Origin of the sequence: Flavobacterium sp. RSSB_23, assembly GCF_051547145.1 — a bacterium.
Classification (GTDB): Bacteria; Bacteroidota; Bacteroidia; order Flavobacteriales; family Flavobacteriaceae; genus Flavobacterium.
Map to the genome: position 1 here is coordinate 386,960 of NZ_JBPTTO010000001.1, position 24,043 is coordinate 411,002.

Here is a 24,043-nt window from a genome sequence, read left to right on the forward strand (position 1 = left end):
ATTGGTTGAACTTTCATATGCTTTAAAACACGCACCTAGAGTTATACAGAAAAAATAATGCTTCCAGAAATAGTAAATATTTGGACAATATTCAACGAAAAAAATGTTCGTTATCTAACTATTGGAGGTCTTGCTGTAAATATTTATGGCTATACAAGAAACACTGGGGATATTGATATACTGATAGAAGATACCATTGACAATAGAATCAATCTTAGAGCCGCTTTTAAACAAATTGGAATAGGAGACTTTCCTCAAATTGAAACGATGCAATTTGTAGCGGGATATACAGATTTTACAATTTCGTATGATTTACGTTTGGATGTAATGACATCTATTAAGGGATTGGAAAATGCAAATTTTGATGAACTACTTCAAAATGCAACAATTGTTTACTTAAACGAAGTTCCTGTGTATTTCATTGATTATGATAGTTTGATACTGGCAAAAAAAGCGACGAATCGATTAAAGGATCAATTGGATATTGAGGAATTAAATAAATTGAATAACAAATAACTTGAAGAAAGATATCAAAAAACTCTTAATCATCACTTATTATTGGCCGCCAGCCGGTGGGCCAGGGGTGCAACGTTGGCTTAAGTTTGTGAAATATTTGCCAGATTTTGATATACAGCCGATTGTTTATATTCCAGAAAATCCAACTTATCCTATAGTCGATGCTCATTTAGAAAAAGAAGTGTCGCAACAAGCCATTATTTTGAAAAAAAGTATTTTTGAACCCTATCAATTGGCCTCTTTTTTTTCTAAAAATAAAACCAAAAAAATAAGCTCTGGAATCATTCCTAATCAAAAAAAGCAATCCTTTTTGGAAGCGTTTTTATTGTGGATACGTGGGAACTTATTCATTCCAGATGCCCGTGTTTTTTGGGTGAAACCTTCTGTTGCTTATTTAGAAAAATACATTGCTGAAAATAATATCGATACTATCGTTACTTCAGGTCCTCCGCACAGTTTGCATTTGATTGGACTGGAGTTGCAAAAAAAAGTAAACGTCAAATGGTTCGCCGATTTTCGTGACCCTTGGACGACTATTGGCTATCACAAAGCCTTGCGTTTGTCTAGTTATGCAGCCAAAAAGCATAAAAAATTAGAACATCAAGTACTGAATGTTGCTGATACGATAATTGTAACTAGCAAAACGACTAAAACGGAGTTTCAAGCCATTACTTCAAAACCAATTGAAGTTATTACGAATGGGTATGATACTGAAAATGTTGCGCCACAAACGTTAGATGCCAAATTCACATTGGCACATATTGGCTCGTTTTTATCCGAACGTAATCCACTGATTCTTTGGGAAAGTTTAGTAGAGTTACTTGCCGAAATCCCTGACTTTAAAAAGCAACTTGAAATTAAATTGATGGGTGCTGTAAGTCAGGAAGTATTGGATACGATTACCCGATTTGGACTCAATGACTATTTGAATAATTTGGGCTATGTATCACACGATGAAGCTGTTGCGCATCAACGTAAATCGCAGGTATTATTGTTAATCGAAATTGATTCAGAAGATACCAAAAGCATCATTCCGGGGAAACTTTTCGAATATATGGTTTCTGGAAGACCAATTATCGCTATAGGTCCCAAAGACTCTGATTTTGCCGAAATTATTACAGGAACCAATACTGGTGTGTTCTTTGAATATGATAAAAAACAGCAATTAAAAGCGACCATTTTAGCCTACTATCAACAATTTTTGGAAGGAAAATTGCAGTCGAATCCTGTTGGTTTACAAAAATATTCCAGAAAAAGTTTAACCAAAGAATTAGCTACTCTTTTAACCTCAAAATAGTAGCTTCAAACCTCTAACTTCTAAATTCTACCTTCGAATAATGGGCATTGTTTTAAATCAATCATTAAAGAACACTATAATAACTTACATCGGTTTTGGAATAGGGGGGATAAGTACCTTGTTTTTATTTCCTCCTATTTTAGGCAAAACCTATTATGGTCTTTCTAATTACATTTTGTCTTGTGCTAATGTGTTGATGCCTTTATTTGCAATTGGAATGCAAAATACTTTAGTGAAGTTTTATTCTCAGTGCAAAACCGAAGAGGAGAAAAATCAGTTTTTGTCTTTTACCGTTTTGTTCCCCTTACTTTTCAGTATCCCTCTGATTTTAATTGGCTTGTTTTTTTATGATGAAATTCTATTTTTCGTAACCAAAAAGAATCCAATTGTAAAAGATTTTATTTGGATGATACCCTTTGTAGGCTTGTCTATGGCGTATTTCGAAATATTTTATGCGTGGGCAAGAGTACATATGCATTCAGTCTTTGGGAATTTTATCAAAGAAGTCGGTTTGCGACTGTTTTCATTGCTGGCTCTTTTGGCTATGTATTTTAAGTTGATTACTGCGGTACAATTTATTTATCTTACGGCAGGTATTTATTTTATAGCCTTTTTGGTTACTATGTTTTACGCCTTCCGAATTAAAAAACCTGTTTTTCAATGGGTGATTCCAGCACACGTAAAAGGAATTGTTGAATACTCTTTCTATATTATTTTGTCAGGTAGTGTTGCAAATTTGCTACTCGACGGAGATAAAATTATGCTGAATCAATATCTAGATATTGGAGCTATTGGGATTTACTCTGTGGCAACGTTTATTGCTTTGGTGATTTCAGTTCCTAGTCGTGCTATGCATCAAATCGTGTACCCAATTACAGCCAAATTAATGCACGAAAACAAATACGACGAATTGAATTTGTTGTACAAAAAAACCTCTATCAATCTGCAAATGGTGGGCGGATTCGTGATGTTGTGCATCTTTGTCAATATCAATCAGTTGTATGAATTGTTGCCCCAAGAATATGCGGGCGGAATTATGGTCGTTTTTATGATTGGTGTCTCAAAGTATTTCGATTTGATATTAGGAAACAATAACGCCATTATTTTCAACTCCAAGTATTATCGTATGGTGTTGTTTTTGGGCGTAATGTTGGCGGTGCTAACCTTTTTACTCAATTGGATTTTTATTCCTTTATATGGCATAATTGGCTCCGCATTTGCTACTTTGTTGTCCATTACCGCGTACAGTATTGCCAAATTGTATTTTGTGGTCAATCGAATGCATCTGTATCCATTTAGCAAACCAACTTTAGAATCATTAGGTCTTACGGTGGTTATTTTTCTTCTCTTTTACTTTTGGCAATTTCCATTTCATCCGATAATTGGGATTATGTTAAAGTCGATTTTGCTAACAATAGTCTATGTTTATGCCAACTACAAAATGGTTATTTCTCCCGAAATCAATCAGGCTATTGATACGCTTTTTGTTAAATTAAAAATAAAAAAATAGCATTCACTCGGTTTAAATAGTAGGAATTCTGTTAAAAGTATGTTGTTTTGTCGTTATATTTGTTAAGCAAGATTTCATAAAAATGATGTTTAGGAGCAGTGGTCAAAGGATTTTTTGGTCACATCGTCCCGCCATCCGCTATATCTTTGCTTTTTTAAAGAAAAAAAGCAAAGGATGCCGCTGCTGTCGGGGCTAAAAGGAAGCATTTGGCTTTCTTGCTAGCATTACAATGAAATCGTATAGTTTAATTCAAAGACATTCAACTACTATGAACCGCACGAAAGCCTTTAGAATCCTTTTCATTTCATTGATTTTTACTACTATTTTGTGGGGGCAAAATTCAGCATCCAAACCTGATGGGAAGACTGCTACAACCATAAAACCAGATGCTATTCCGACTATAAGAGAGCGTTATCCAGTAGCTCCTTTTAAGGACACTTTATTCTTTATCCATAACAAAATAGGAAGTTTTTCTCCAGAAAAAAGAGCTAAAGCCATTGCTGAAAGAATTCAACAAATTTACAGCGACCCTTTATTCGAAGCAGATTCTTTAAAAATCGTCCCAGCTGATATTACGCTCGATATCGTTTATAAAGAAGCCTTTATCATAATGTCGATAACCACGCTTGATGCTCAATCTGTAGGCAAAGACAGCCAAACTTTAGCAGCGCAAAATGTAAAGCTAATTGCTGAATCTATTCTAAAAGCCAAAGAGAACAACGCCCCTATTAAGTGGATGAAACGCATTGCGCTAGAATTACTATTTATTGGATGTATTTGTTTGCTCTTGTTTGGTATAAACGTAGTTTTTCGAAAGTTCAAATATTTTTTAATCCGCAATGAGAATAAATATTTCAAAGGGATTTTAATCAAGAATTTTCACATTTTATCACCATCAAACCAGCTTTATTTTACCTTACGCATTATTGGAATCATTCGTACCATAGTTTTTATTTTTGTTATTTACCTCTCGTTACCCTTGCTATTTAGTGTGTTTCCATCAACTGTGGGGTACACAACGACGCTGATTCATTGGATTATGAAACCCGCCAAATTCGCCTTGGTGAGTTTTATTGACTTCCTACCTAATCTGTTTTCCATCATCGTTATTGTAGTATTGTTTCGCTATGCTCTAAAAATTATCAAATATTTTGTAGATGAAATCCAAAAAGAGAACATCAACATTGATGGGTTTTACAGCGATTGGGCTAAACCAACCTTTAACATTGTAAAAGTATTGTTGTATGCTTTTATGTTAGTCATTATTTTTCCGTACCTCCCAGGTTCTGAGTCGCCCATTTTCAAAGGAGTTACCGTATTTGTTGGTGTTTTGTTTTCTATTGGTTCTTCTAATGCTATTGCTAATATGGTGGCTGGATTAGTAATTACGTATATGCGTCCTTTTAAGATTGGAGATTTTATCAAGATTGGCGATGTAAACGGTGAGGTGATAGAAAAAACGGCCTTGGTAGTTAGGGTACGCACCCCAAAAATGGAAGATATTACTATTCCCAATGCCACTGTTTTATCGAGTTCCTCAATAAATTTTTCAGCCAATACGAGAACCAATACTAAGGGATTAGTGATTCATAGCACGGTTACGATTGGTTATGATGTACCTTGGCGTGAAGTGCATAAAGCCCTAATCGAAGCAGCAAATCGTACAGACTTGATTGAGAAAGAGCCCAAACCATTTGTATTACAAACCAGTTTGGATGATTTTTATGTTTCGTATGAAATCAATGCTTTTACCAAAGAAGCCACTAAGCAACCGCTCATTTACTCAAATTTACATCAAAACATTCAAGATTGTTTTAATGAAGCAGGCATCGAAATTATGTCACCGCATTATAAAGCCCTTCGCGATGGGAATCATACGACTATCCCAGAGTCCTACTTATCTAGAGATTATCAGCCGTCCGTTTTTCAAGTTAAAACTAAGGATGAATAGGGAATAATCTAAAATGAGTTCAATAGTTGTCTTTTTACATGTACTTTAACGAGTTTTTTTGTCATTCATCTAATTCTTTTTCTGAATTATTTTTATAAAATACTGTTTTTCAGTTAGTTATGATTTATTTTGTTTTTTTATAACAAATATCACTAAATGTGGGTATTGTGAATACTGATATTCTAGGGTAAATTTGTCAAGTATTAAAATTTAATTTTTGATTGAGTTTTAACTTTAAAACCTTAGAACTATGAAAAGTAACCAACCATTAAACCAAGAAGATTTAACCATTTTTACAAAATCTATTAATTCTAAATTAGAAGAAGGATTTATCTTAGAGGAAAGAAATGATGCATTACCTTTCGCTGTTTTATCTAAAAAGCCACAAAAGGTAGACCACAGATTAAACTTTAAATTATCTTGTATTACTTTAGGAATCTGGTCTATTGTTTGGCTTTATTTGAATCACATTTCAAAGGCTAAAAAGATTGTTGTTGGTCTAGATGAAGATGGAAATGTATTTCAAGAAAATTGCTATATGGGTTAGGTTTAATCAATTGCTTTATAAAAATTAGCCACGAATATTTGTACATAAGTACTTGATTCGTGGCTTTTTTAATGCGTTTTCAGTTTTACTATAGTTTATCTTTTAGGTATTTTGCTGTAACAGAGTTTTTATTTTTAACTACTTCTTCTGGTGTTCCAACGGCTAATACTTTTCCTCCGTTTTCTCCGCCTTCTGGACCTAAATCAATAATCCAATCGGCACATTTTATTAAATCCAAATTGTGTTCTATAACTAGTATAGAATGTCCTTTTTCAATCAAAGCGTTGAATGAAGTAAGTAATTTTTTGATGTCATGAAAATGAAGACCAGTAGTTGGTTCATCAAAAACAAACAAGGCTTTTTCTTTGGTGGCGCCTTTTACTAAAAAAGAAGCTAATTTTATACGTTGTGCTTCTCCACCAGATAAAGTTGAAGAGGATTGTCCTAACTGTACATAACCTAAACCAACATCCTGCAAAGGTTGCAGTTTTTGAATAATTTTATTTTGTTTGTGTTGAGTAAAAAAGGAAATGGCATCATCAATTGTCATTGTGAGTATATCGTGTATGCTCTTTTCCTCAAAAGTAACTTCTAAAATTTCTTTTTTGAATCGTTTCCCATTACATGTTTCACATGGTAATTGTACATCAGCCATAAAAACCATTTCTACGTTGATGGTTCCTTCACCTTTACAAGTTTCACATCGACCACCATCTACATTGAAAGAAAAATGCTTGGCTTGGTATCCTCTTACTTTTGATAATTTCTCTTTTGCAAATACATCGCGAATGTCATCATAAGCCTTGATATAGGTTACTGGGTTAGATCGGGAGCTCCTTCCAATTGGATTTTGATCAACATATTCGATATGTTTAATATGGGAAAATGAACCTTTCATTTCTGAAAATTGCCCTGCTTTTTCACCAATGTTTTCTAGCTTTTTTTGCATAGCAGGAAACAAAATCTTTTTGATTAAAGTACTTTTTCCGCTTCCAGATACGCCTGTAATAACGGTAAGTACATCTAATGGAAAGATGACATCTATATTTTGCAGGTTGTTTTCCCTTGCTCCAATTATTTCTATGTAATTCTTGTAAGCACGTCTTTTTTTAGGAGTTGCAATAGTTTTAATGCCACTTAAATAATTAGCTGTCAGCGAATCTGCTTTGAGGATTTCTGCGTACGTTCCTTGGGCTACTAAGTTTCCTCCCAAGGTTCCAGCTTCAGGACCAATATCAATAATCATATCGGCGGCTTTCATAATATCTTCATCATGCTCCACCACGATTACGGTATTGCCTAAATTGCGTAACGAAAGCAACACATTAATTAAACGTTCGGTATCTTTAGGATGCAAGCCTATACTGGGTTCATCTAAAATATACATGGACCCTACTAAACTGCTGCCAAGAGATGTGGCTAGATTAATTCGTTGTGATTCTCCACCTGATAAAGTTGCCGAGTTTCGGTTTAAGGTCAAATAATCCAATCCTACTTCGGTCAAAAAAGACAATCTATTATTAATTTCAATCAATAAACGTTTTGCAATTTGTTTTTCATATTCATCCAATTGAATTTCTTTGAAGAAATCGACTAGATTTTTTATTGGTAAATCAACAAGATCCGATACTGTCTTTTGGTTTATCTTGACATAGGATGCTTCTGGACGAAGGCGTTTTCCTTTGCATGTAGGGCATTTGGTTTTACCTCTATAACGAGAAAGCATCACCCTATTTTGAATTTTATAATTTTTTTCTTCTAATTCTTTGAAAAAATCATTGAGCCCCTGAAAATATTGATTACCAGTCCATAATAACTCTTTTTGTTCTTCGCTGAGTTGAAAATAAGGTTTGTGAATTGGAAAATCAAATTTGTATGCGGTTTTGACAAGCTCATCTCTAAACCAACTCATACTTTCTCCTCGCCAAGGGTAAATGGCATTTTCAAAAATAGAAAGTGTGGTGTTAGGAATAACAAGTTCTGAATCTATCCCGATAATGTTTCCGTAACCTTCACAAGAGGGACAAGCGCCATAGGGATTATTAAAGCTAAATAGATGAACATTTGGTTCTAAAAACGTAATGCCGTCCAACTCAAAATTATTAGAAAAGCTAAAACGATTATTTTGGTTGAGTTCTTGTAAAAAGCATTCTCCTTTTCCTTCATAAAAAGCAGTTTGAATTGCATCTGCCAATCGATTGTAAAACTCTTCTTCATTCTTTACTACAATCCTGTCTATGATAAGTTCGATGGTTAATTTTTCTAACTCTTTCTCTTTTTTGTCGGCAATAGAAGTAATGAAATCGTCTAAACGAAGCATTTCATAATCGACAAGTACTCTTGCAAAGCCTTGTTGTTGTAGTATCTTTAATTTATCTTGTAGTTTCCGTCCTTCCTCTACATGTAAAGGTGCTAGGAGTAACCATTTAGTATCCAATTCTAATTCTTTAACACAATTGACCACATCTGTTACAGTGTTTTTCTTAACCTCTTGACCAGATATTGGAGAATAAGTTCTGCCAATTCTCGCATACAACAACTTGATATAGTCATAAATTTCTGTTGAGGTACCTACAGTTGAGCGGGCATTGGTTGTATTTACTTTCTGTTCTATAGCAATAGCTGGAGCAATCCCTTTGATGTATTCAACTTTGGGTTTATCCAATCGCCCTAAAAATTGTCGTGCATACGAAGATAAGCTTTCTACATATCGGCGTTGTCCTTCTGCATAAAGCGTATCAAAAGCCAAACTTGACTTTCCGGAGCCAGATAGTCCTGTAATCACGACCAATTTGTTTCTTGGAATTACAACATCCACGTTTTTTAGGTTGTGAACCTGAGCACCTTTAATGATGATATTTTGCTTTGGGTCTATAGTAGAAAGTTCAATCGGCATAGTAAAATGAATTTGCACAAAAGTAATCAATTTTGCCCTGTTTGTTGAGGTTGAACGAATCACAATTTTTAGCCATATTTGATTAAAAAAGGCGCTATGCTATTTGTTTTTTGTGTTGTGAATCTTTTGTTTCTGCCGATTTATTTAGAATTTATAATATTAAGTTATAGTTTTACATAAATAATTTAGCTATGCGATTACAAAAAGCAGTACTACTAGTAACACTATTTTCGGTCATCAAGTTTTTTGCTCAAGAATTGCCACCAATTGTAAAATATGCACCTAATATTTATGGTGCTGGCAATCAGAATTGGATGATTTCTCAGGACCAAAATCAATATTTATATTTTGCCAATAATGAGGGGTTACTCACTTTTGATGGTTCTAAATGGGATTTGTACCCATCACCAAATGAAACAATTATTCGTTCAGTAAAAGTAATTGGACAACGAATTTATACGGGCTGTTATATGGAATTTGGTTATTGGGTACGCAAAAAAAATGGACAATTGCACTATACCTCATTAAGCAAAAAGATTAAAAGTAAAATTCAAGAGGATGAGCAGTTTTGGAATATTTTGAATTATGACCAATGGATTATTTTTCAATCATTGAATAAAATTTTTATTTATGATTCTAAAAAAGAAACTTTTAGAGTAATTGCTCCCCAAAGCGGTATTTTGAAAGCTTATCGAACATCAAATGGGATATATTACCAGACCGTTTCTAATGGACTTTTTGAAATTGTTAGTGGAAATGAAAGTTTGGTTTCGAATGGCCCTGTACTGAAAAACAATAAAATCATCAATGTATTCGCCGTAGACCAAGGACTTTTGATACAAACACAATGGAATGGTTTTTATACCTTAATTAATCAGACCGTTTCTCGATTTGTAACCGAAGTTGACCATCAGCTAATTGCAAATAATATTTATAATAGTCAACAACTATCCAATGGAAGTTTTGCTGTTGGAACAGTTTCTAATGGTGTTTTTATAATTGATAAAAACGGAAAACTTCAGCATCATATTTCGCAAACCAAAGGATTGAGTAACAATACGGCTTTATCCTTGTTTGAAGATGCCGACAAAAATCTGTGGATTGGTTTAGACAACGGCATCAATTGTATCAATTTGCAATCTCCTATTAAAAGTTTTACTGATAATACAGGGATTTTGGGTACTGTTTATGCTACAAAACTTTTAGGAGGAAAGCTATATGTAGGGACCAATCAGGGGCTTTTTTATAAAAATTATTATTCTAATGAAGAGTTTAAGTTTATAAACGGAACTAAAGGACAAGTTTGGTCCTTGTTTGAATGGAATGGAGAATTGTTTTGTGGACATGATTCAGGAAGTTTTTTGATACAAGGAGGAACTGCCATTCCTATTTTTAAAAACTCCGGTACTTGGAAGTTTTGTCCTATTCCTAACAGAAAAGACCTTTTGTTGCAAGGCAATTATTATGGGATTTCGCTACTTCAAAAAATCAATAATCAATGGGTGTTTAAAAACAAAATAGCGGGTTTTGATTATTCAGCCAAAAGTTTTGAAATTACTAAAGGTCTTGAAGTATATATAAGCCACGAATACAAAGGTGTTTTTCGTTTACATTTGAATAAAGAATTGACAAAAACAGCTCCTTTTTACACCTATTCCAACCCTAAAAAAGGGAAAAATGCTAGTTTATCTCAATTCAACGGCTCAATTTATTATGCCTACAAGGAAGGAATTTTTAAGTTGAACCCCAAAACTAAGCAATTCATAAAAGACCCGTTATTGAGCGCTGTTTTTAGCAAAGATGAGTATACCTCAGGTCAAATGATTGTTGATTCTAATAGATTGTGGTTATTTACTAAGAACTATATTCATTATTTATCCTTAAGTAAATTGAGTAATCAATTAAAGGATAATGTAATTCCGATTCCAGCTTCATTAACGAACTCTATGTTGGGTTATGAGAATTGTACGCAACTCTCAAATTCTGTTTTCCTCATAGGAACAGTTGATGGTTACTATACTTTGAATTTGAATGATTTGAGTTTTAAAAATTATAAAGTTGCCATTACGAACATTGCAGTAAATCGTTTGAACGAAGGTTCTTATAACTATGCTATTCCGGAAGATGGAAAATTCAATTATAAACAAAACAATATTGCATTCAATTTTACGGTGCCTGAATACAATAAGTATATCAATGCCGAATATCAGTTTTTATTAGAAGGATTTCAAGAAGGGTGGAGTAAATGGAGTTCACGTTCTGCTGTTAATTTTAAAAATTTACCACCAGGAGACTATGTATTTAAAGTTAGAGCTAAATTTTCGAATACATTATTAGAAAATACAGCTATTTATTCTTTTACAGTTTTAAAACCGTGGTACCTTACGAATTTGGCTGTAATTATCTATTTAGTATTATTTGGTGTTTTGGTATTCTATATTCATAGAGCTTACAAAAATTTTTATGAAAAGCAAGAAGCCAAATTAATCGAAGAAAACAACCTTTTATTAGAAATTAAAGAATTAGAAAACGAACAAGAGTTAATGCGCTTACGCAATGAACAACTTTCACAAGACGTAGATTCAAAAAGTCGTGAATTGGCAGTTTCTACAATGAGTTTGAATAGCAAAAATGAATTATTGGCTTTTATTAAAGAAGATTTAAAGAAAACAGCACAGAGCGAAACCTCGAATATTAAATCTGTAATTTCTACCATTAATAAAAACATAACCGAAGAGGATTCTTGGAAAGTGTTTAGAGAAGCATTTGATAGTGTCGATAAAGATTTTCTAAAGAGGGTAAAACAATTGCATTCCTCCCTTACTCCAAATGATTTGCGCCTATGTGCTTATTTAAGAATGAATCTTTCTTCTAAAGAAATAGCTCCATTACTTAACATTTCGGTCCGAAGTGTAGAAATAAAAAGATATCGTTTGCGTAAAAAAATGGATTTACCACATGAACAAGGGCTTGTAGAATACATTTTAACCGTATAGTTTTTATAAAAAAGCGACTTTTTACCTATACAACACCACAACATTTGTATTGTTTGTGGTGTTTTTTATTTTTTTTAAGAACAAGTTCCAATGTGTATTTCTTAATAAACACGCTTGTTTTTTGCTGTTTACTTAAATAAAAGCCATTTTTTTTGTTTTGTATGTTTTTTGTAGAGGTTCCTTTTTAACTATCACGTTGTAGTTGTAGTAATTTTAGGATTCAATACAAAACCAAAATATTATGAAATCTAAACTAGTAGTAATTGCATTCATTTTGCTGGCCTCTTTGGGTTATGCACAAACGAATGAAATCAATGGAAAGGTAATCGATACCAAATCCGGCTCCTCACTTCCGGGTGTAAATGTGAGGGTAAAAAATGGAACACAAAGTGCTTCAACAGACTTTGATGGAAGCTTTAAGTTGAGCAAGGTTCCAACTAATGCTGTACTCGTTTTTAGTTATGTAGGTTATTTAGATACTCAAGTAACTGTTAAAGGAAGTGAGTCATTGGTAGTAAAAATGGAAGAAGAAGCAAGTCAACTTAAAGAAATTGTAGTTATTGGTTACGGAAGCCAAAAGAAAAGAGAGGTAACAGGAGCTGTTTCGGTTCTGGATGCCAAAGCTTTGGATGTTATTAAGCCAATTAAGGTTGAACAAGCACTTCAAGGAACTATTTCTGGGGTAAATGTTACGACTCAGTCGGGTTCGCCGGGTGCCGCTTTAGATATCCGTATACGTGGTATTGCTACCAATGGTGAAAATAGACCTCTTACTATTATTGATGGCTATGTTGGAGAATTAGGACTGCTCAATCCTAATGATATCGAAACCATTACTGTTTTGAAAGATGCACAAGCTGCCATTTATGGAACTATTGGTGCTAATGGGGTGATTTTGATTACTACCAAGACAGGAAAAAAGAACGCCAAAACTAAGGTAAGCTTTAATACTTATGTAGGTTTTCAAGAAACATCAAGAACATTGCCTACTTTAAACGCTACAGAGTATGCTTTGTTATTGAATGAAAGTTATGCAAATGGTGGTCAAACTATTCCTTATCCAAATGTTTCAGGTTTAGGAAAAGGAACCAATTGGCAAAAAGAAGTATTCAGTACAGGAGTTCCTATTATCAATCATGATATTTCCATAACTGGTGGTTCTGAAAAAGTAACTTATGCTGTTAGTGGTTCTCACTTGGACCAAGAAGGTATTGTTGGTGCTGATAAATCGGGTTTTTTAAGAAACACTGCTAGAGTTGCTCTAGGTGCAGATTTAAGCGATAAATTGAAAATGAAAACGAATGTTATCTATACTTACTTTAATAGAAAAACATTAAATGAAAATGGATTGGGTTCAGTTTTATTCAATGCATTGAATACCCCCGCAACTTTAACACCTTATGATGCGAATGGTAATTTTACTTTAGTGCCAAGTACTGCAGGATTAGGTACTGAAATTATTAACCCATTAGCTCAAATTGAGAACACATACAATGACTATAATTTCAAGAAATTGAATGGTAATTTTGGATTGGATTATAAATTGTTTGATGGATTTGTTCTTTCGAGCACTATTGGTTTTAATACATCGAATAGTGAATCTAAAAATTTTGCTAAACAAATCAGCTACGGGGGTAAAGTTTTTGATGTACAGCGAAGTTCAGTAACTCAGGGTACTGTAAACGACAATGATTTTACATTTGATATTTTTGGAACGTATACTAAAAAAATTGGTGAAGATCACAATATTGTTGGTGTTATCGGAAATACAATTTACAAGCAATGGGGAAATGGTCTTTTTGCAACTGGGTTTGATGTGCCAAATAACTCATGGAATTTCGCTGATATATCACTAACTACAGGAACGTTAGATGCTAAAACTAACAGTTCTTATGTATATGATGAAAGAAGGCTTTCTTATTTTGGTAGAATTCAATATGACTACAAAGGAAGGTATTTATTGTCTGCAATGCTTAGACGTGATGCTTCGACTAAGTTTGGGCCTGGAAATAAAGTTGGTTATTTCCCATCATTTACCGCAGGTTGGATTGTTTCAGATGAACCTTTTTATGGAGAATCCAAAACACTTAATTTCATGAAATTAAGAGCTAGTTATGGTACTTTAGGGAATGACCAAATAAGAAATAATGGATATTTAGGTTTACTTGCTGGAGAAGCTACTTATGTTTTTGATAACGCTCTAGTAAATGGTACAGCAACAGGTCAATTGCCAAACCCGTTTGTGAAATGGGAGGAAGCTAAGAAATTTGATGTTGGTTTGGATCTAAAACTATTCGACAGTAAGTTATCCATTACTACCGATTATTTTATCGATACTAGAGCTGACCTATTAATTGGAGATATTCCTGTTTCGGGTATTAATGGTGTATTTGCTCCAGGAGCTAGTTCACCGACCATTAATGCCGGTAGTGTAAGAAATTCAGGTCTTGAATTTGCCATAGATTATAAGCATACCTTTGAAAATGAATTTTCATTAAGTTTAGGGTATAATGTGACTTTCCTTAAAAATAAAGTTTTAGAAGTAAATAATGGTACAGGATTTATTGAAGGAGGCTCTTTTGGAGTAGGACAACCCGCTCCATCAAGAATGGAAGTTGGGAAACCAATTGGATATTTCTTTGGCTATAAAACAGATGGAATTTTTCAAAATCAAGCAGAAATTGATGCGCATCCATCACAACTTGCTTTAGGAGCAAATGCAGCACCTGGTGATATAAGATATGTTGATGTAAATGGTGACGGTATTATCAATGCTAATGATAGAACCAATATTGGGGATCCAATTCCAGCAGCCACAATGGGTTTCAATATGCAATTGAATTATAAGAACCTAGATTTTGCTGTTTACACTTTTGCTTCTGTTGGAAATGATATGGTTCGCAACTACGAAAGAACTTTATCTGACGCTAATCGATTGAATTATGTTTTGGATCGTTGGACAGGCGAGGGGTCTACCAATACTACTCCTCGTGTAACTACAGGAGCGACCGCAAATAATGTATTCTCAGATTATTTTGTAGAAGATGCTTCTTACATCCGAATTCAAAATGTTCAATTGGGATACACCTTGAGTCCTACAGTTTCTGAAAAAATTGGAGTGTCAAAATTCAGAATATATACAGGGGTAAACAATTTATATACGTTTACTAAATACAAAGGTTACGATCCAGGGGCATCAAATGGTGCGCCAATAGGTGGAGGAATTGATTATGGATTTTATCCAATTCCAAGAACTTATTTGTTTGGACTAAACATTAATTTTTAATTGCAATTACAATGAAAAAGTATCTTTTTTTTACGATAGCAACCGTATTTGTTACCACACTTACAGTTACCTCTTGTTCGGATGATTTTGTAGATCGTTCCCCTGAATACTCTATAGATTCGGAAAATTATTTTAATTCTAAGGATGATTATGACAAAGCACTAGTAGCTGCTTACGATTTATTACAATCTTCCTATTTAAATGTTTTATTAGGTGAAATAGCCTCAGATAATACTTTAGCTGGTGGTGAAAGTCCAACGGATGTAATCGGTTTTCAACAAGTTGACGATATGATTCATACACCAGTAAATAGTAATTTACGTGATTTATGGAACTGGATGTTTGCTGGGGTTCAAAGAGCCAATTATATTTTAGAGTTCAAAGACAAAACTGATTTTTCAGGTAAAAATCAAATTATTGCTGAAGCTCGTTTTCTTCGTGCTTACTATCAGTTTGAATTGGTAAAATGGTTTGGAGGGATTCCGATGAAAGGTGACGCTCGCTTCAAAATTGGTGATGAAAAAACAATCAAAAGAGCGACAGTTCAAGAAGTATATGCTTCTATTGAAGCGGATTTGATTTATGCTTCGGCTAATTTGGCTGCTGTTCCTTCTCAAAAAGGTCGTGCTACCAAAGGTGCAGCATTGGCTTTGCTTGGAAAAGCGTATTTGTATCAAAATAAATTCACGCAAGCAGCAACTACTTTGGAAAGCGTTATTACTGCTAATACTTATTCATTAGTTACAGACTATAATTCTATTTTTGAAGAAGCTGGTGAAAACAATGCAGAATCTGTTTTTGAGGTTCAATATACAGATATTGAAGGAGCTGGATTTGGATGTTTACAATGTAGTGAAGGGAATGTAGCAGTTGGGTTTAATGGTATTAGAAACTATTCAGGTAGTGTTTTTTCTCCAGGATTTAGTTTTAATGTACCAACAAAAGAAGCTGCTGATGCATTCGAAATTGGTGACAGAAGAAAAGATGTAGCCATCCTTGATATTGAGGCTTGGGCAGTTAGTACTAGTGCTACTTTTGGTAAAGGAAACGAACACACAGGTTATTTCAATAGAAAATATTTACCAAGAAAAAGAAGTGCGAATGCTGCAGGAGATTTGAATTTGACTAATCCAAACAACTACAGAGCCATTCGTTATGCTGATGTGTTGCTGATGGCAGCTGAAGCTTACAGCCGAGGTGGAATTGATGATGCTAAAGCTAGATTGTATTTGAATCAAGTACGTCGTCGTGCTTTTGGTGATACCAATCATGATATTACCGCTTCTGGAGCAGCTTTGACGGACTTTGTTTTGGCAGAAAGAAGAGTAGAACTTTTGGGTGAAGGACATCGTTTCTTTGACTTGGTGAGAACTGGTAAAGCAGCTGGAAAAATCCCAGGATTTACTGCTGGTAAAAACGAATTATTCCCTTTACCTATTGAAGAAATTCAATTTTCAAATGGAAATTGGCAACAAAACCCTGGATACTAAAATATAAAAACGATGAAAAAAATAGTTTATATACTAAGCATGTTAGCACTTATTTTGATAGTAAGTTGTACTAACGAAAATGACCTTATAGATGTTAGTAGTGTCAACGCTCCTGGTAATATATCTGCGTTAACTACAGTTACACAAGATAATACAGGAAAAGTAACTTTCTTGCCAAGAGGTGAAGGGGTTACTCGATATGAAATTTTTTATGGTGATGGAACAACTACTCCTGGATACGTTTCCCCAGGTGGTACTGTAGATCATATTTATAAAGAAGGTGTTTACGATGCCAAAATTGTTGGAACTACTATTGACGGAAAAAGAACCGAAGTAATTCAAAAAGTAGTTGTTGCTTTTAGAGCACCAGAAAAATTGGTTGTTACTATAGAAAATGATTTGCAAGTTTCTAAAAAAGTTACTGTGAAAGCCACAGCTGATTTTGCTTTATTCTATGATGTTTATTTTGGAGAAGCAGGAAAACCGGATCCTATTTCGGCAAATAATGGGGAATCAGTTTCATATATTTATGATCAACCAGGAGTATACAAAATTCGTGTGGTTTCTAAAAGTGCTGCCATACAAACAACGGAATATTCAGTAGATTTTACGGTTACTGTTGTGAACAAACCTTTTACTTCAGCACCAACACCACCTAACAGACAAGCTACTGATGTAATTTCTCTTTACGGATCTAAATATACCAATGTAGCAGGAACTAATTTCTTCCCAGATTGGGGACAAGCAGGTCAAGGTAGTAGTTGGACGGAGTTTGATTTGAATGGAGATAAGATGTTAAACTATATCAACTTGAGTTACCAAGGAATTGCTTTAGCTGATGGAACAACTATCGATGTTTCAGGAATGGAATACATTCATATGGATGTTTGGACAGCTGATTTGGCAAAAATTGAAACCTCATTGATTAGTAAAACTAATGGTGAGAAACCTGTAGTGAAAGATCTTGTAGCCAATCAATGGACAAGTATTGATATTCCAATTTCAGCATTTACAAGCCAAGGATTGACAGTAGCAGATATTTTTCAGTTGAAATTTGTTGGAACGCCATGGGCAAAAGGTTCAGTATTTATAGATAATATTTATTTCTATAAAGCACCTACACAAACTATTCAAATGCCTATTGATTTTGAAGCCAGTATAACTTATGCTTGGAGTGGTTTTGGTGCTTCAGATTTTGGAGCGATTCCAGCTTCTGTAGTTAATAATCCAGATAAAACAGGAGCAAATGTATCCAATAAAGTGGTTAAAATAGATAAACCATCTGGAGCACAAGTTTGGGCAGGAGCTAGTTTAAATCTTGATTCTACTGTAGATTTTACAAAAGGAACCAAAGTAAAAGTGACTGTTTGGTCGCCAAAAGTTGGTGCTAAAATTTTATTCAAGATGGAAGATTCTACATCACCAAAAGATGGCAATGGGAATCCAACAATTTTTGTTGAGGTTGAAGCGACTACTACAGTAGCTAATGCATGGCAAGTACTAACATTTGATCTTACTACTTTCGGAGCATTTAGTACGTCTAATAAATATGACAGAGTGATTTTATTCCCTGATTTTGGTGTGAATGGAACAGGTACTACTTATTACTTTGACGACATCAAACAATCCAACTAAAACTATTCAAAAATGAAAAATATTTTAAAATATATAACAGCTGCCTTTTTACTGTTACTCATGGTAAATTGTCAGGACGATAATGTAGAGTTTGGCTCTTTGGATACTCCTACGAATTTAGCTGTAAAAGTAGATATCGTAGGTAAATCTGCTACTGCTCCCAACGGAGACGGGTCAGGAAAAGTGCTTTTTACAGCTACTGCTGACAATGCAATTTCCTACAAATACATTTTTAGTGATGGAACTTCTCAAAATGCTCCAAGTGGTATTTTTGAAAAAGGCTTTGCTAAACCTGGAACGAATACTTACACCGTAACCGTATTAGCGAGCGGAAAAGGAGGTATCACGACCAATACTACTGTTGAGGTTACTGTGTTTAGTAATTTCAAAGATGAAGAAGCTGTGAAATTCTTAACTGGTGGTTCATCTAAAAAATGGTATTGGGCTCAATCTGAAGTAGGTCATTTGGGCGTTGGTCCAAATACTTCACATACTGATGCTCAATTTGGAACTCAAAACTACTATCCATCGTTCTATGGTGCCGCAGCTAATGAAAAAGCATCTACTTGTTTATACAATAGTGTGATGACATTTTCTGTTGCAGGAGATCAATTGAAATTTAATTTGGATAACCAAGGGCAAACTTACTATAATGCTGCTTTTATTGGTGGAGGAAATGATGACTGTAGAGCTTTAGACACAAGTGGACAAAAAACGGTTATTTTGAGTCCATCGGAGTCTTTTGTAACCAAAAATCCAAACGCTGCTACTCAAACTCGAGGTACCTTGATGACTATTTCTGATAACGGATTTATGGGGTATTACATTGGTACTAGTTCTTATGAAATCATTTCTATTACGGATAATCGTATGGTAGTTAGAGCGGTAATGGGAGGTAATGATTTCTTAGCTTGGTATCATACTTTTACAACTACACCTCCTGGACAAGCTACAGGACCTACTGATTATACTAACTTAGTTTGGTCTGATGAGTTCAACACTGATGGAGCTCCAGATGCAACCAAATGGGGCTTTGATTTAGGTGCTGGCGGTTGGGGTAATAATGAATCTCAAACCTATACAAATAGCGCTTCGAATGTAGTTGTTCAAGGTGGAGTATTGAAAATTACAGCGAAAAAAGAAGGTTCTACTTATACATCAGCACGTTTAAAATCTGAGGACAAATATGAGTTCACCTATGGCAAAATTGAATTTAGAGCTAAATTGCCTGCTGGTGGCGGAACATGGCCTGCGGTTTGGTCTTTAGGGCAAGATTACAAAACAAATTCTTGGCCTGCTTGTGGTGAAATCGATTTTATGGAACATGTAGGAAACTCACAGAATGTAATTCACGGTTCCTTGCATTATCCTGGGAATTCTGGTGGAAATGCGAATACAGCTAGTACTACAATTACTAATGCTTCCACAGAATTTCATGTGTATAAAACCATTTGGACCCCATCGTCAATAAAGTTTTATGTAGATGATAAATTATTTCATTCATTTGCAAACAGCAACACAGTGCCATTCAATAAAGACTTTTTCTTGATTATGAATGTGGCTATGGGTGGAAATTTTGGAGGAACAATTGACCCAGCCTTTACGCAATCTACTATGGAAGTGGATTACATTAGAGTGTACCAATAATTTAAAATACTAATACCAATAGAAGATTGATTCACAATCAATCTTCTATTTTTTAACAGCGAGCTTATGATACTCACAAAGAAAAAACAACTTGTAATGGCTTTAGTTATTGCAGGTTTACACCTCGGTTCTGTAACTGCTCAAACTAAACCCGTGGCATCTGCAGTTATCTTGGATAAAAAAGTTACTTCTTTATTAAAGAAAATGACTTTGGAGGAAAAAGTTGGACAGTTAAACCAATACAATGGTTTTTGGGATGTTACTGGTCCTTCACCAAAAGAAGGTCAAGCCGCTAAAAAATACGAAAATTTAAAGAAAGGATTAGTAGGTTCGATGCTCAATGTAAAAGGAGTAAAAGAAGTTCGAACGCTACAAAAAATTGCCGTAGAACAAACCCGATTGGGTATTCCTTTGTTATTTGGTTTTGACGTAATTCACGGCTATAAGACTATCAGTCCAATTCCGTTGGCCGAATCGGCGAGTTGGGACTTACAAGCCATTCAGCAATCGGCAGCTATGGCGGCAGAAGAAGCTGGAGCTGTTGGAATCAACTGGACATTTGCACCAATGGTAGATGTTTCTCGCGATGCACGTTGGGGTAGAGTAATGGAAGGTGCTGGCGAAGACCCATATCTTGGAAGTTTGATTGCCAAAGCTAGAGTAGTTGGTTTTCAAGGAGATTTTAGTAGCAACAAAAACATTTTGGCTTGTGCTAAACATTTTGCTGGTTATGCTTTTGCCGAAGCTGGTAGAGATTATAACACAGTCGATATTGGCGAATCTACGTTACAAAATATAGTTTTTCCACCTTTTAAGGCTGCAGTCGATGCTGGAGTAAGAACGTTTATGAATTCTTTCAACGAATTGGATGGAATTCCTGCAACAGGTAATGCCTATTTGCAACGAAAAATCTTAAAAGGAGACTGGGGATTTCAAGGTTTTATGGTGTCTGACTGGGGTTCTATTATGGAAATGCAAGCGCACGGTTATGCAAAAGATTTAAAACACGCTGCCGAGTTGGCAATCAATGCAGGTTCTGATATGGATATGGAATCTAGTGCTTATGTAGAGCATTTGGTTCAGCTTGTTCGCGAAGGAAAAGTGAAAGAAAGCACCATCGATGAAGCTGTAAAACGTATACTTAGAACCAAATTTGTTTTAGGTTTATTCGATAATCCTTATAAATATTGCAATGAGGAATATGAAAAAGCAACTGTAGGTAAACCTGAATTCCATCAACAGGTTTTAGAAATGGCTAAAAAATCAATTGTATTGTTAAAAAACAAAGATGAGATTTTACCACTTAAGAAATCAGGTCAAAAAATAGCGTTAATCGGTGCACTTGCGGCAGATAAAACTAGTCCATTGGGTAGTTGGCGTATTGCAGCCGATGACAATACCGCAGTTTCTGTTTTAGAAGGATTACAGGCATACAAAGACAATCAGTTGACCTATGCCAAAGGAGCCGATGTAGCTTTAGGGGAACCTAAATTTGTTTTTGAAACCAAAATCAATACTACAGACAAAAGCGGTTTTGAAGAGGCAATTACTGCTGCCAAAAATGCGGATGTCGTGGTAATGGTTCTTGGAGAACACGGTTTGCAATCTGGCGAAGGACGCAGTAGAACTGATATTGGTTTGCCAGGCGTGCAACAAGAATTGCTTGAGGCGGTTTATGCCGTAAATCCAAAAATTGTTTTAGTCTTAAATAATGGACGTCCACTGGCTTTACCTTGGGCAGACGAACATATTCCAGCTATTGTTGAAGCTTGGCAATTAGGAACACAAAGCGGTAACGCAATTGCTCAAGTTTTATATGGCGATTACAATCCTAGCGGAAAATTACCAATGACGTTTCCTCGAAATGTAGCTCAAGTTCCTATTTACTATAATCATAAAAACACTGGTAGACCTTCTTCAAATGAACCAGAAAGTGTTTTTTGGTCGCATTATATCGATGAAAAAAACACGCCTCTTTATCCATTTGGTTACGGATTGAGTTATTCCAAATTTGACTATTCAGATTTGAAATTATCATCTCCTTCATTTACAACAAACGGTAAAATTGAAGTTTCAGTTACGGTTACCAATTCTGGTAAAGTGGCTGGTAAAGAAGTGGTTCAAATGTATATCAGGGATTTATTTGCAAGTGTTACGCGACCTGTTTTAGAATTGAAAGGATTTGAAATGATAGAGTTGCAACCCAATGAATCCAAAAAAGTAGTTTTTACGATTGATGAAAAAACAATCGAATTCTATACTGCCAATGCAAAATGGGAAGCTGAAGCTGGTGATTTCAAAGTATTTGTTGGCGGAAGTTCAGCACAAACGTTACAGGCAGATTTTCAATTTGCCCAATAATAAAGGAGTTAGTAGTTGGTTTAACTTGTATTTCGTTTTCATTACTGCTGCAAGATGAATTAATTTTTAATGGTGTTTTTTTTTTACTTCGAACGTATACTCTTTAATGAGGATACCTGAAAAAAATTAGAAATACAAGTTTAAATCAACGCTTTATATTTTATGATTTACCCTCTCTCTGGGTAAAACAATAACGAATTAATTTTTAGGGATGAAAAAGTATATAATACTAATAGTAGGAGTGGTGAGTTGTAGTTTCGCTCAGCAAACGCAACGAAAACTTGTCTGGGAAGAAAATTTTAACGGAAAAACCCTTGACGAAAAAGTTTGGAATATCGAAATTGGCGATGGTTGTCCTAATTGCGGTTGGGGAAACAACGAACGACAATTGTACACCGATTCGAATCACGCGATTGAGAAAGGGAATTTGGTAATTAAAGCTAAAAAAGAAGGCAATAAATACACTTCGACTAGAATCAACACCAAAAGCAAAAAAGAGTTCCAATACGGACGATTTGAGATTAGAGCCAAATTACCTGTGGCCAATGGTTTATGGCCTGCCTTCTGGATGTTGGGTTCTAACTTCAAAGAAGCAGGTTGGCCAAAATGCGGTGAAATTGATATTTTGGAGTACGTAGGCCGTGAACCTCACGTTATTTTCAATTCATTGCATACACAAGACAGTCACGGTAACACCATAAATACCAAGAAAACTACGATTCCAGATATCGAAAAAGGCTTTCATTTGTATGCTATCGATTGGGATAAGGACAAAATTGCTTTCTATGTAGACAATCAATTAACCTACACTTTTCAACCCAAAGAAAAGAATGAAAACACTTGGCCGTACAATCAACCGTTTTATTTCCTAGCCAATTTGGCAATAGGAGGTAATTTTGGTGGACAAATAGTAGACGATGCGGCACTTCCGGATTATTTTTATATTGATTACATCAAAGTATATCAATAATTTTTTAAGAAATAACTTTTTCCAAAAACAAGTTATATCCAAAAATGCTGAACGAGGAAAGCCTGGTTTTATTTTTAAGAATTCAGGCTTTTTTCTATTATTTATTTAACGATAGTTCTTAATTTTTGCACTTTTTATTTGTTTATTAGGATAAAAATTTGTTAAATTTGACCATTAACTAACCAAAACCAATAAAGCCTATAGTTCAAAACTACTTTTTAGAGAATTTCCCCAAATTTAAAACTAAACTAAAAGGTAAGACTATGGCTGCTAAACAATTCACCGACGCGTATTTAGTTCAAGAGTATGTTTCTGGTAACGAAAAAGCACTAGAACTATTAATCAAACGTCACGAATCCAAAATCTTTGGATTCATTTATTCTAAAATTCCAGATCGTGATGTAGCGAATGATATTTTTCAAGATACATTCATCAAAGTAATCCGTACCTTAAAATCTACTTCGTATAACGAAGAAGGCAAGTTTTTACCTTGGGTAATGCGTATTGCGCACAATCTCATTATTGATCATTTTAGAAAAAACAAAAAAATGCCACTTTACAGAGAGACCGAAGATTTTTCGATTTTTTCCGTAATGTCCGATGATTCGCTAACTATCGAGAATCAATTGGTAGCTTCCCAAGTCGAAATGGATCTTCGTCGCATCATAAACGAATTACCCGATGATCAAAAAGAAGTGGTAATGATGCGTATGTACCAAGATATGAGTTTCAAGGAAATCTCAGAAGTAACAGGGGTTAGCATCAATACCGCCTTAGGAAGAATGCGATATGCTTTGCTTAATTTGAGAAAAGTTATCGACAAACATCAAATTATTTTAACGAATTGATACTAAAAGGTAAAATTTGCCGTTGTACTTTGATTATCAGTATAATCACTAATTATATTCATTGTATATGGCCAAAATTTACTCTAAAAAAAA

Annotated in this window: 14 protein-coding genes; 13 read left to right on the plus strand and 1 reads right to left on the minus strand. The window is 34.6% G+C overall.

The genetic code is table 11. The features are described 5' to 3' along the window. Positions 1-57 precede the first annotated feature (57 nt). The 5 genes from ACSVH9_RS01765 (at position 58) to ACSVH9_RS01785 (ending at position 5,821) form a co-directional block, all read left to right on the plus strand. The gene (locus tag ACSVH9_RS01765) at positions 58-516 is read left to right on the plus strand and encodes a hypothetical protein (protein ID WP_438062199.1); all 459 of its coding nucleotides are present in this window, start codon (positions 58-60) and stop codon (positions 514-516) included. A gap of 1 nt (position 517) precedes the next feature. Continuing rightward, the gene (locus ACSVH9_RS01770) at positions 518-1,813 is read left to right on the plus strand and encodes a glycosyltransferase family 4 protein (protein WP_438062200.1); all 1,296 of its coding nucleotides are present in this window, start codon (positions 518-520) and stop codon (positions 1,811-1,813) included. Between the two features lie 40 nt (positions 1,814-1,853). Continuing rightward, positions 1,854-3,323: an oligosaccharide flippase family protein gene (locus ACSVH9_RS01775; RefSeq protein WP_438062201.1), complete on the plus strand. Its 1,470-nt coding sequence runs from the start codon at positions 1,854-1,856 to the stop codon at positions 3,321-3,323. Between the two features lie 268 nt (positions 3,324-3,591). Continuing rightward, positions 3,592-5,274, plus strand: coding sequence for a mechanosensitive ion channel family protein (locus ACSVH9_RS01780; RefSeq protein WP_438062202.1), 1,683 nt, complete (start codon positions 3,592-3,594; stop codon positions 5,272-5,274). 250 nt (positions 5,275-5,524) lie between these two features. Next, positions 5,525-5,821, plus strand: a complete 297-nt coding sequence (locus tag ACSVH9_RS01785) for a hypothetical protein (protein WP_438062203.1) — start codon at positions 5,525-5,527, stop codon at positions 5,819-5,821. Between the two features lie 88 nt (positions 5,822-5,909). Here ACSVH9_RS01785 and uvrA read toward each other — a convergent pair whose 3' ends face one another. Beyond that, positions 5,910-8,717 (minus strand): excinuclease ABC subunit UvrA, encoded by a 2,808-nt coding sequence (uvrA, locus tag ACSVH9_RS01790; RefSeq protein ID WP_438062204.1) that lies wholly within the window; start codon positions 8,715-8,717, stop codon positions 5,910-5,912. A gap of 191 nt (positions 8,718-8,908) precedes the next feature. Here uvrA and ACSVH9_RS01795 point away from each other — a divergent pair, with 191 nt between their 5' ends. From ACSVH9_RS01795 to ACSVH9_RS01830, 8 genes are all read left to right on the plus strand, one after another. Next, on the plus strand, positions 8,909-11,713 hold the full coding sequence (locus ACSVH9_RS01795) for a triple tyrosine motif-containing protein (protein ID WP_438062205.1): 2,805 nt from the start codon (positions 8,909-8,911) through the stop codon (positions 11,711-11,713). A gap of 241 nt (positions 11,714-11,954) precedes the next feature. Continuing rightward, positions 11,955-14,999: a SusC/RagA family TonB-linked outer membrane protein gene (locus ACSVH9_RS01800; protein WP_438062206.1), complete on the plus strand. Its 3,045-nt coding sequence runs from the start codon at positions 11,955-11,957 to the stop codon at positions 14,997-14,999. An 11-nt stretch (positions 15,000-15,010) separates the two neighbouring features. Next, complete coding sequence (locus ACSVH9_RS01805; protein ID WP_438062207.1) at positions 15,011-16,489, plus strand: RagB/SusD family nutrient uptake outer membrane protein; 1,479 nt, start codon at positions 15,011-15,013, stop codon at positions 16,487-16,489. 12 nt (positions 16,490-16,501) lie between these two features. Then, positions 16,502-18,124 carry a hypothetical protein gene (locus tag ACSVH9_RS01810; protein WP_438062208.1) on the plus strand — a complete coding sequence of 541 codons (1,623 nt, stop codon included), beginning with the start codon at positions 16,502-16,504 and terminating at the stop codon, positions 18,122-18,124. Between the two features lie 12 nt (positions 18,125-18,136). Then, the gene (locus ACSVH9_RS01815) at positions 18,137-19,771 is read left to right on the plus strand and encodes a glycoside hydrolase family 16 protein (RefSeq protein ID WP_438062209.1); all 1,635 of its coding nucleotides are present in this window, start codon (positions 18,137-18,139) and stop codon (positions 19,769-19,771) included. A gap of 66 nt (positions 19,772-19,837) precedes the next feature. Then, positions 19,838-22,132, plus strand: a complete 2,295-nt coding sequence (bglX, locus tag ACSVH9_RS01820) for a beta-glucosidase BglX (protein ID WP_438062210.1) — start codon at positions 19,838-19,840, stop codon at positions 22,130-22,132. A gap of 211 nt (positions 22,133-22,343) precedes the next feature. Continuing rightward, on the plus strand, positions 22,344-23,102 hold the full coding sequence (locus ACSVH9_RS01825) for a glycoside hydrolase family 16 protein (protein WP_438062211.1): 759 nt from the start codon (positions 22,344-22,346) through the stop codon (positions 23,100-23,102). A gap of 263 nt (positions 23,103-23,365) precedes the next feature. Next, on the plus strand, positions 23,366-23,950 hold the full coding sequence (locus ACSVH9_RS01830; RefSeq protein ID WP_438062212.1) for an RNA polymerase sigma factor: 585 nt from the start codon (positions 23,366-23,368) through the stop codon (positions 23,948-23,950). Positions 23,951-24,043 lie beyond the last annotated feature (93 nt).

Bases quoted from the DNA above. Each gene is read 5' to 3' on its own strand.
- ACSVH9_RS01765 (WP_438062199.1), top strand. From the start codon at position 58: ATGCTTCCAGAAATAGTAAATATTTGGACAATATTCAACGAAAAAAAT.
- ACSVH9_RS01775 (WP_438062201.1), top strand. From the start codon at position 1,854: ATGGGCATTGTTTTAAATCAATCATTAAAGAACACTATAATAACTTAC.
- ACSVH9_RS01780 (WP_438062202.1), top strand. From the start codon at position 3,592: ATGAACCGCACGAAAGCCTTTAGAATCCTTTTCATTTCATTGATTTTT.
- ACSVH9_RS01785 (WP_438062203.1), top strand. From the start codon at position 5,525: ATGAAAAGTAACCAACCATTAAACCAAGAAGATTTAACCATTTTTACA.
- uvrA (WP_438062204.1), bottom strand. From the start codon at position 8,717: ATGCCGATTGAACTTTCTACTATAGACCCAAAGCAAAATATCATCATT.
- ACSVH9_RS01795 (WP_438062205.1), top strand. From the start codon at position 8,909: ATGCGATTACAAAAAGCAGTACTACTAGTAACACTATTTTCGGTCATC.
- ACSVH9_RS01800 (WP_438062206.1), top strand. From the start codon at position 11,955: ATGAAATCTAAACTAGTAGTAATTGCATTCATTTTGCTGGCCTCTTTG.
- ACSVH9_RS01805 (WP_438062207.1), top strand. From the start codon at position 15,011: ATGAAAAAGTATCTTTTTTTTACGATAGCAACCGTATTTGTTACCACA.
- ACSVH9_RS01810 (WP_438062208.1), top strand. From the start codon at position 16,502: ATGAAAAAAATAGTTTATATACTAAGCATGTTAGCACTTATTTTGATA.
- ACSVH9_RS01815 (WP_438062209.1), top strand. From the start codon at position 18,137: ATGAAAAATATTTTAAAATATATAACAGCTGCCTTTTTACTGTTACTC.
- bglX (WP_438062210.1), top strand. From the start codon at position 19,838: ATGATACTCACAAAGAAAAAACAACTTGTAATGGCTTTAGTTATTGCA.
- ACSVH9_RS01825 (WP_438062211.1), top strand. From the start codon at position 22,344: ATGAAAAAGTATATAATACTAATAGTAGGAGTGGTGAGTTGTAGTTTC.
- ACSVH9_RS01830 (WP_438062212.1), top strand. From the start codon at position 23,366: ATGGCTGCTAAACAATTCACCGACGCGTATTTAGTTCAAGAGTATGTT.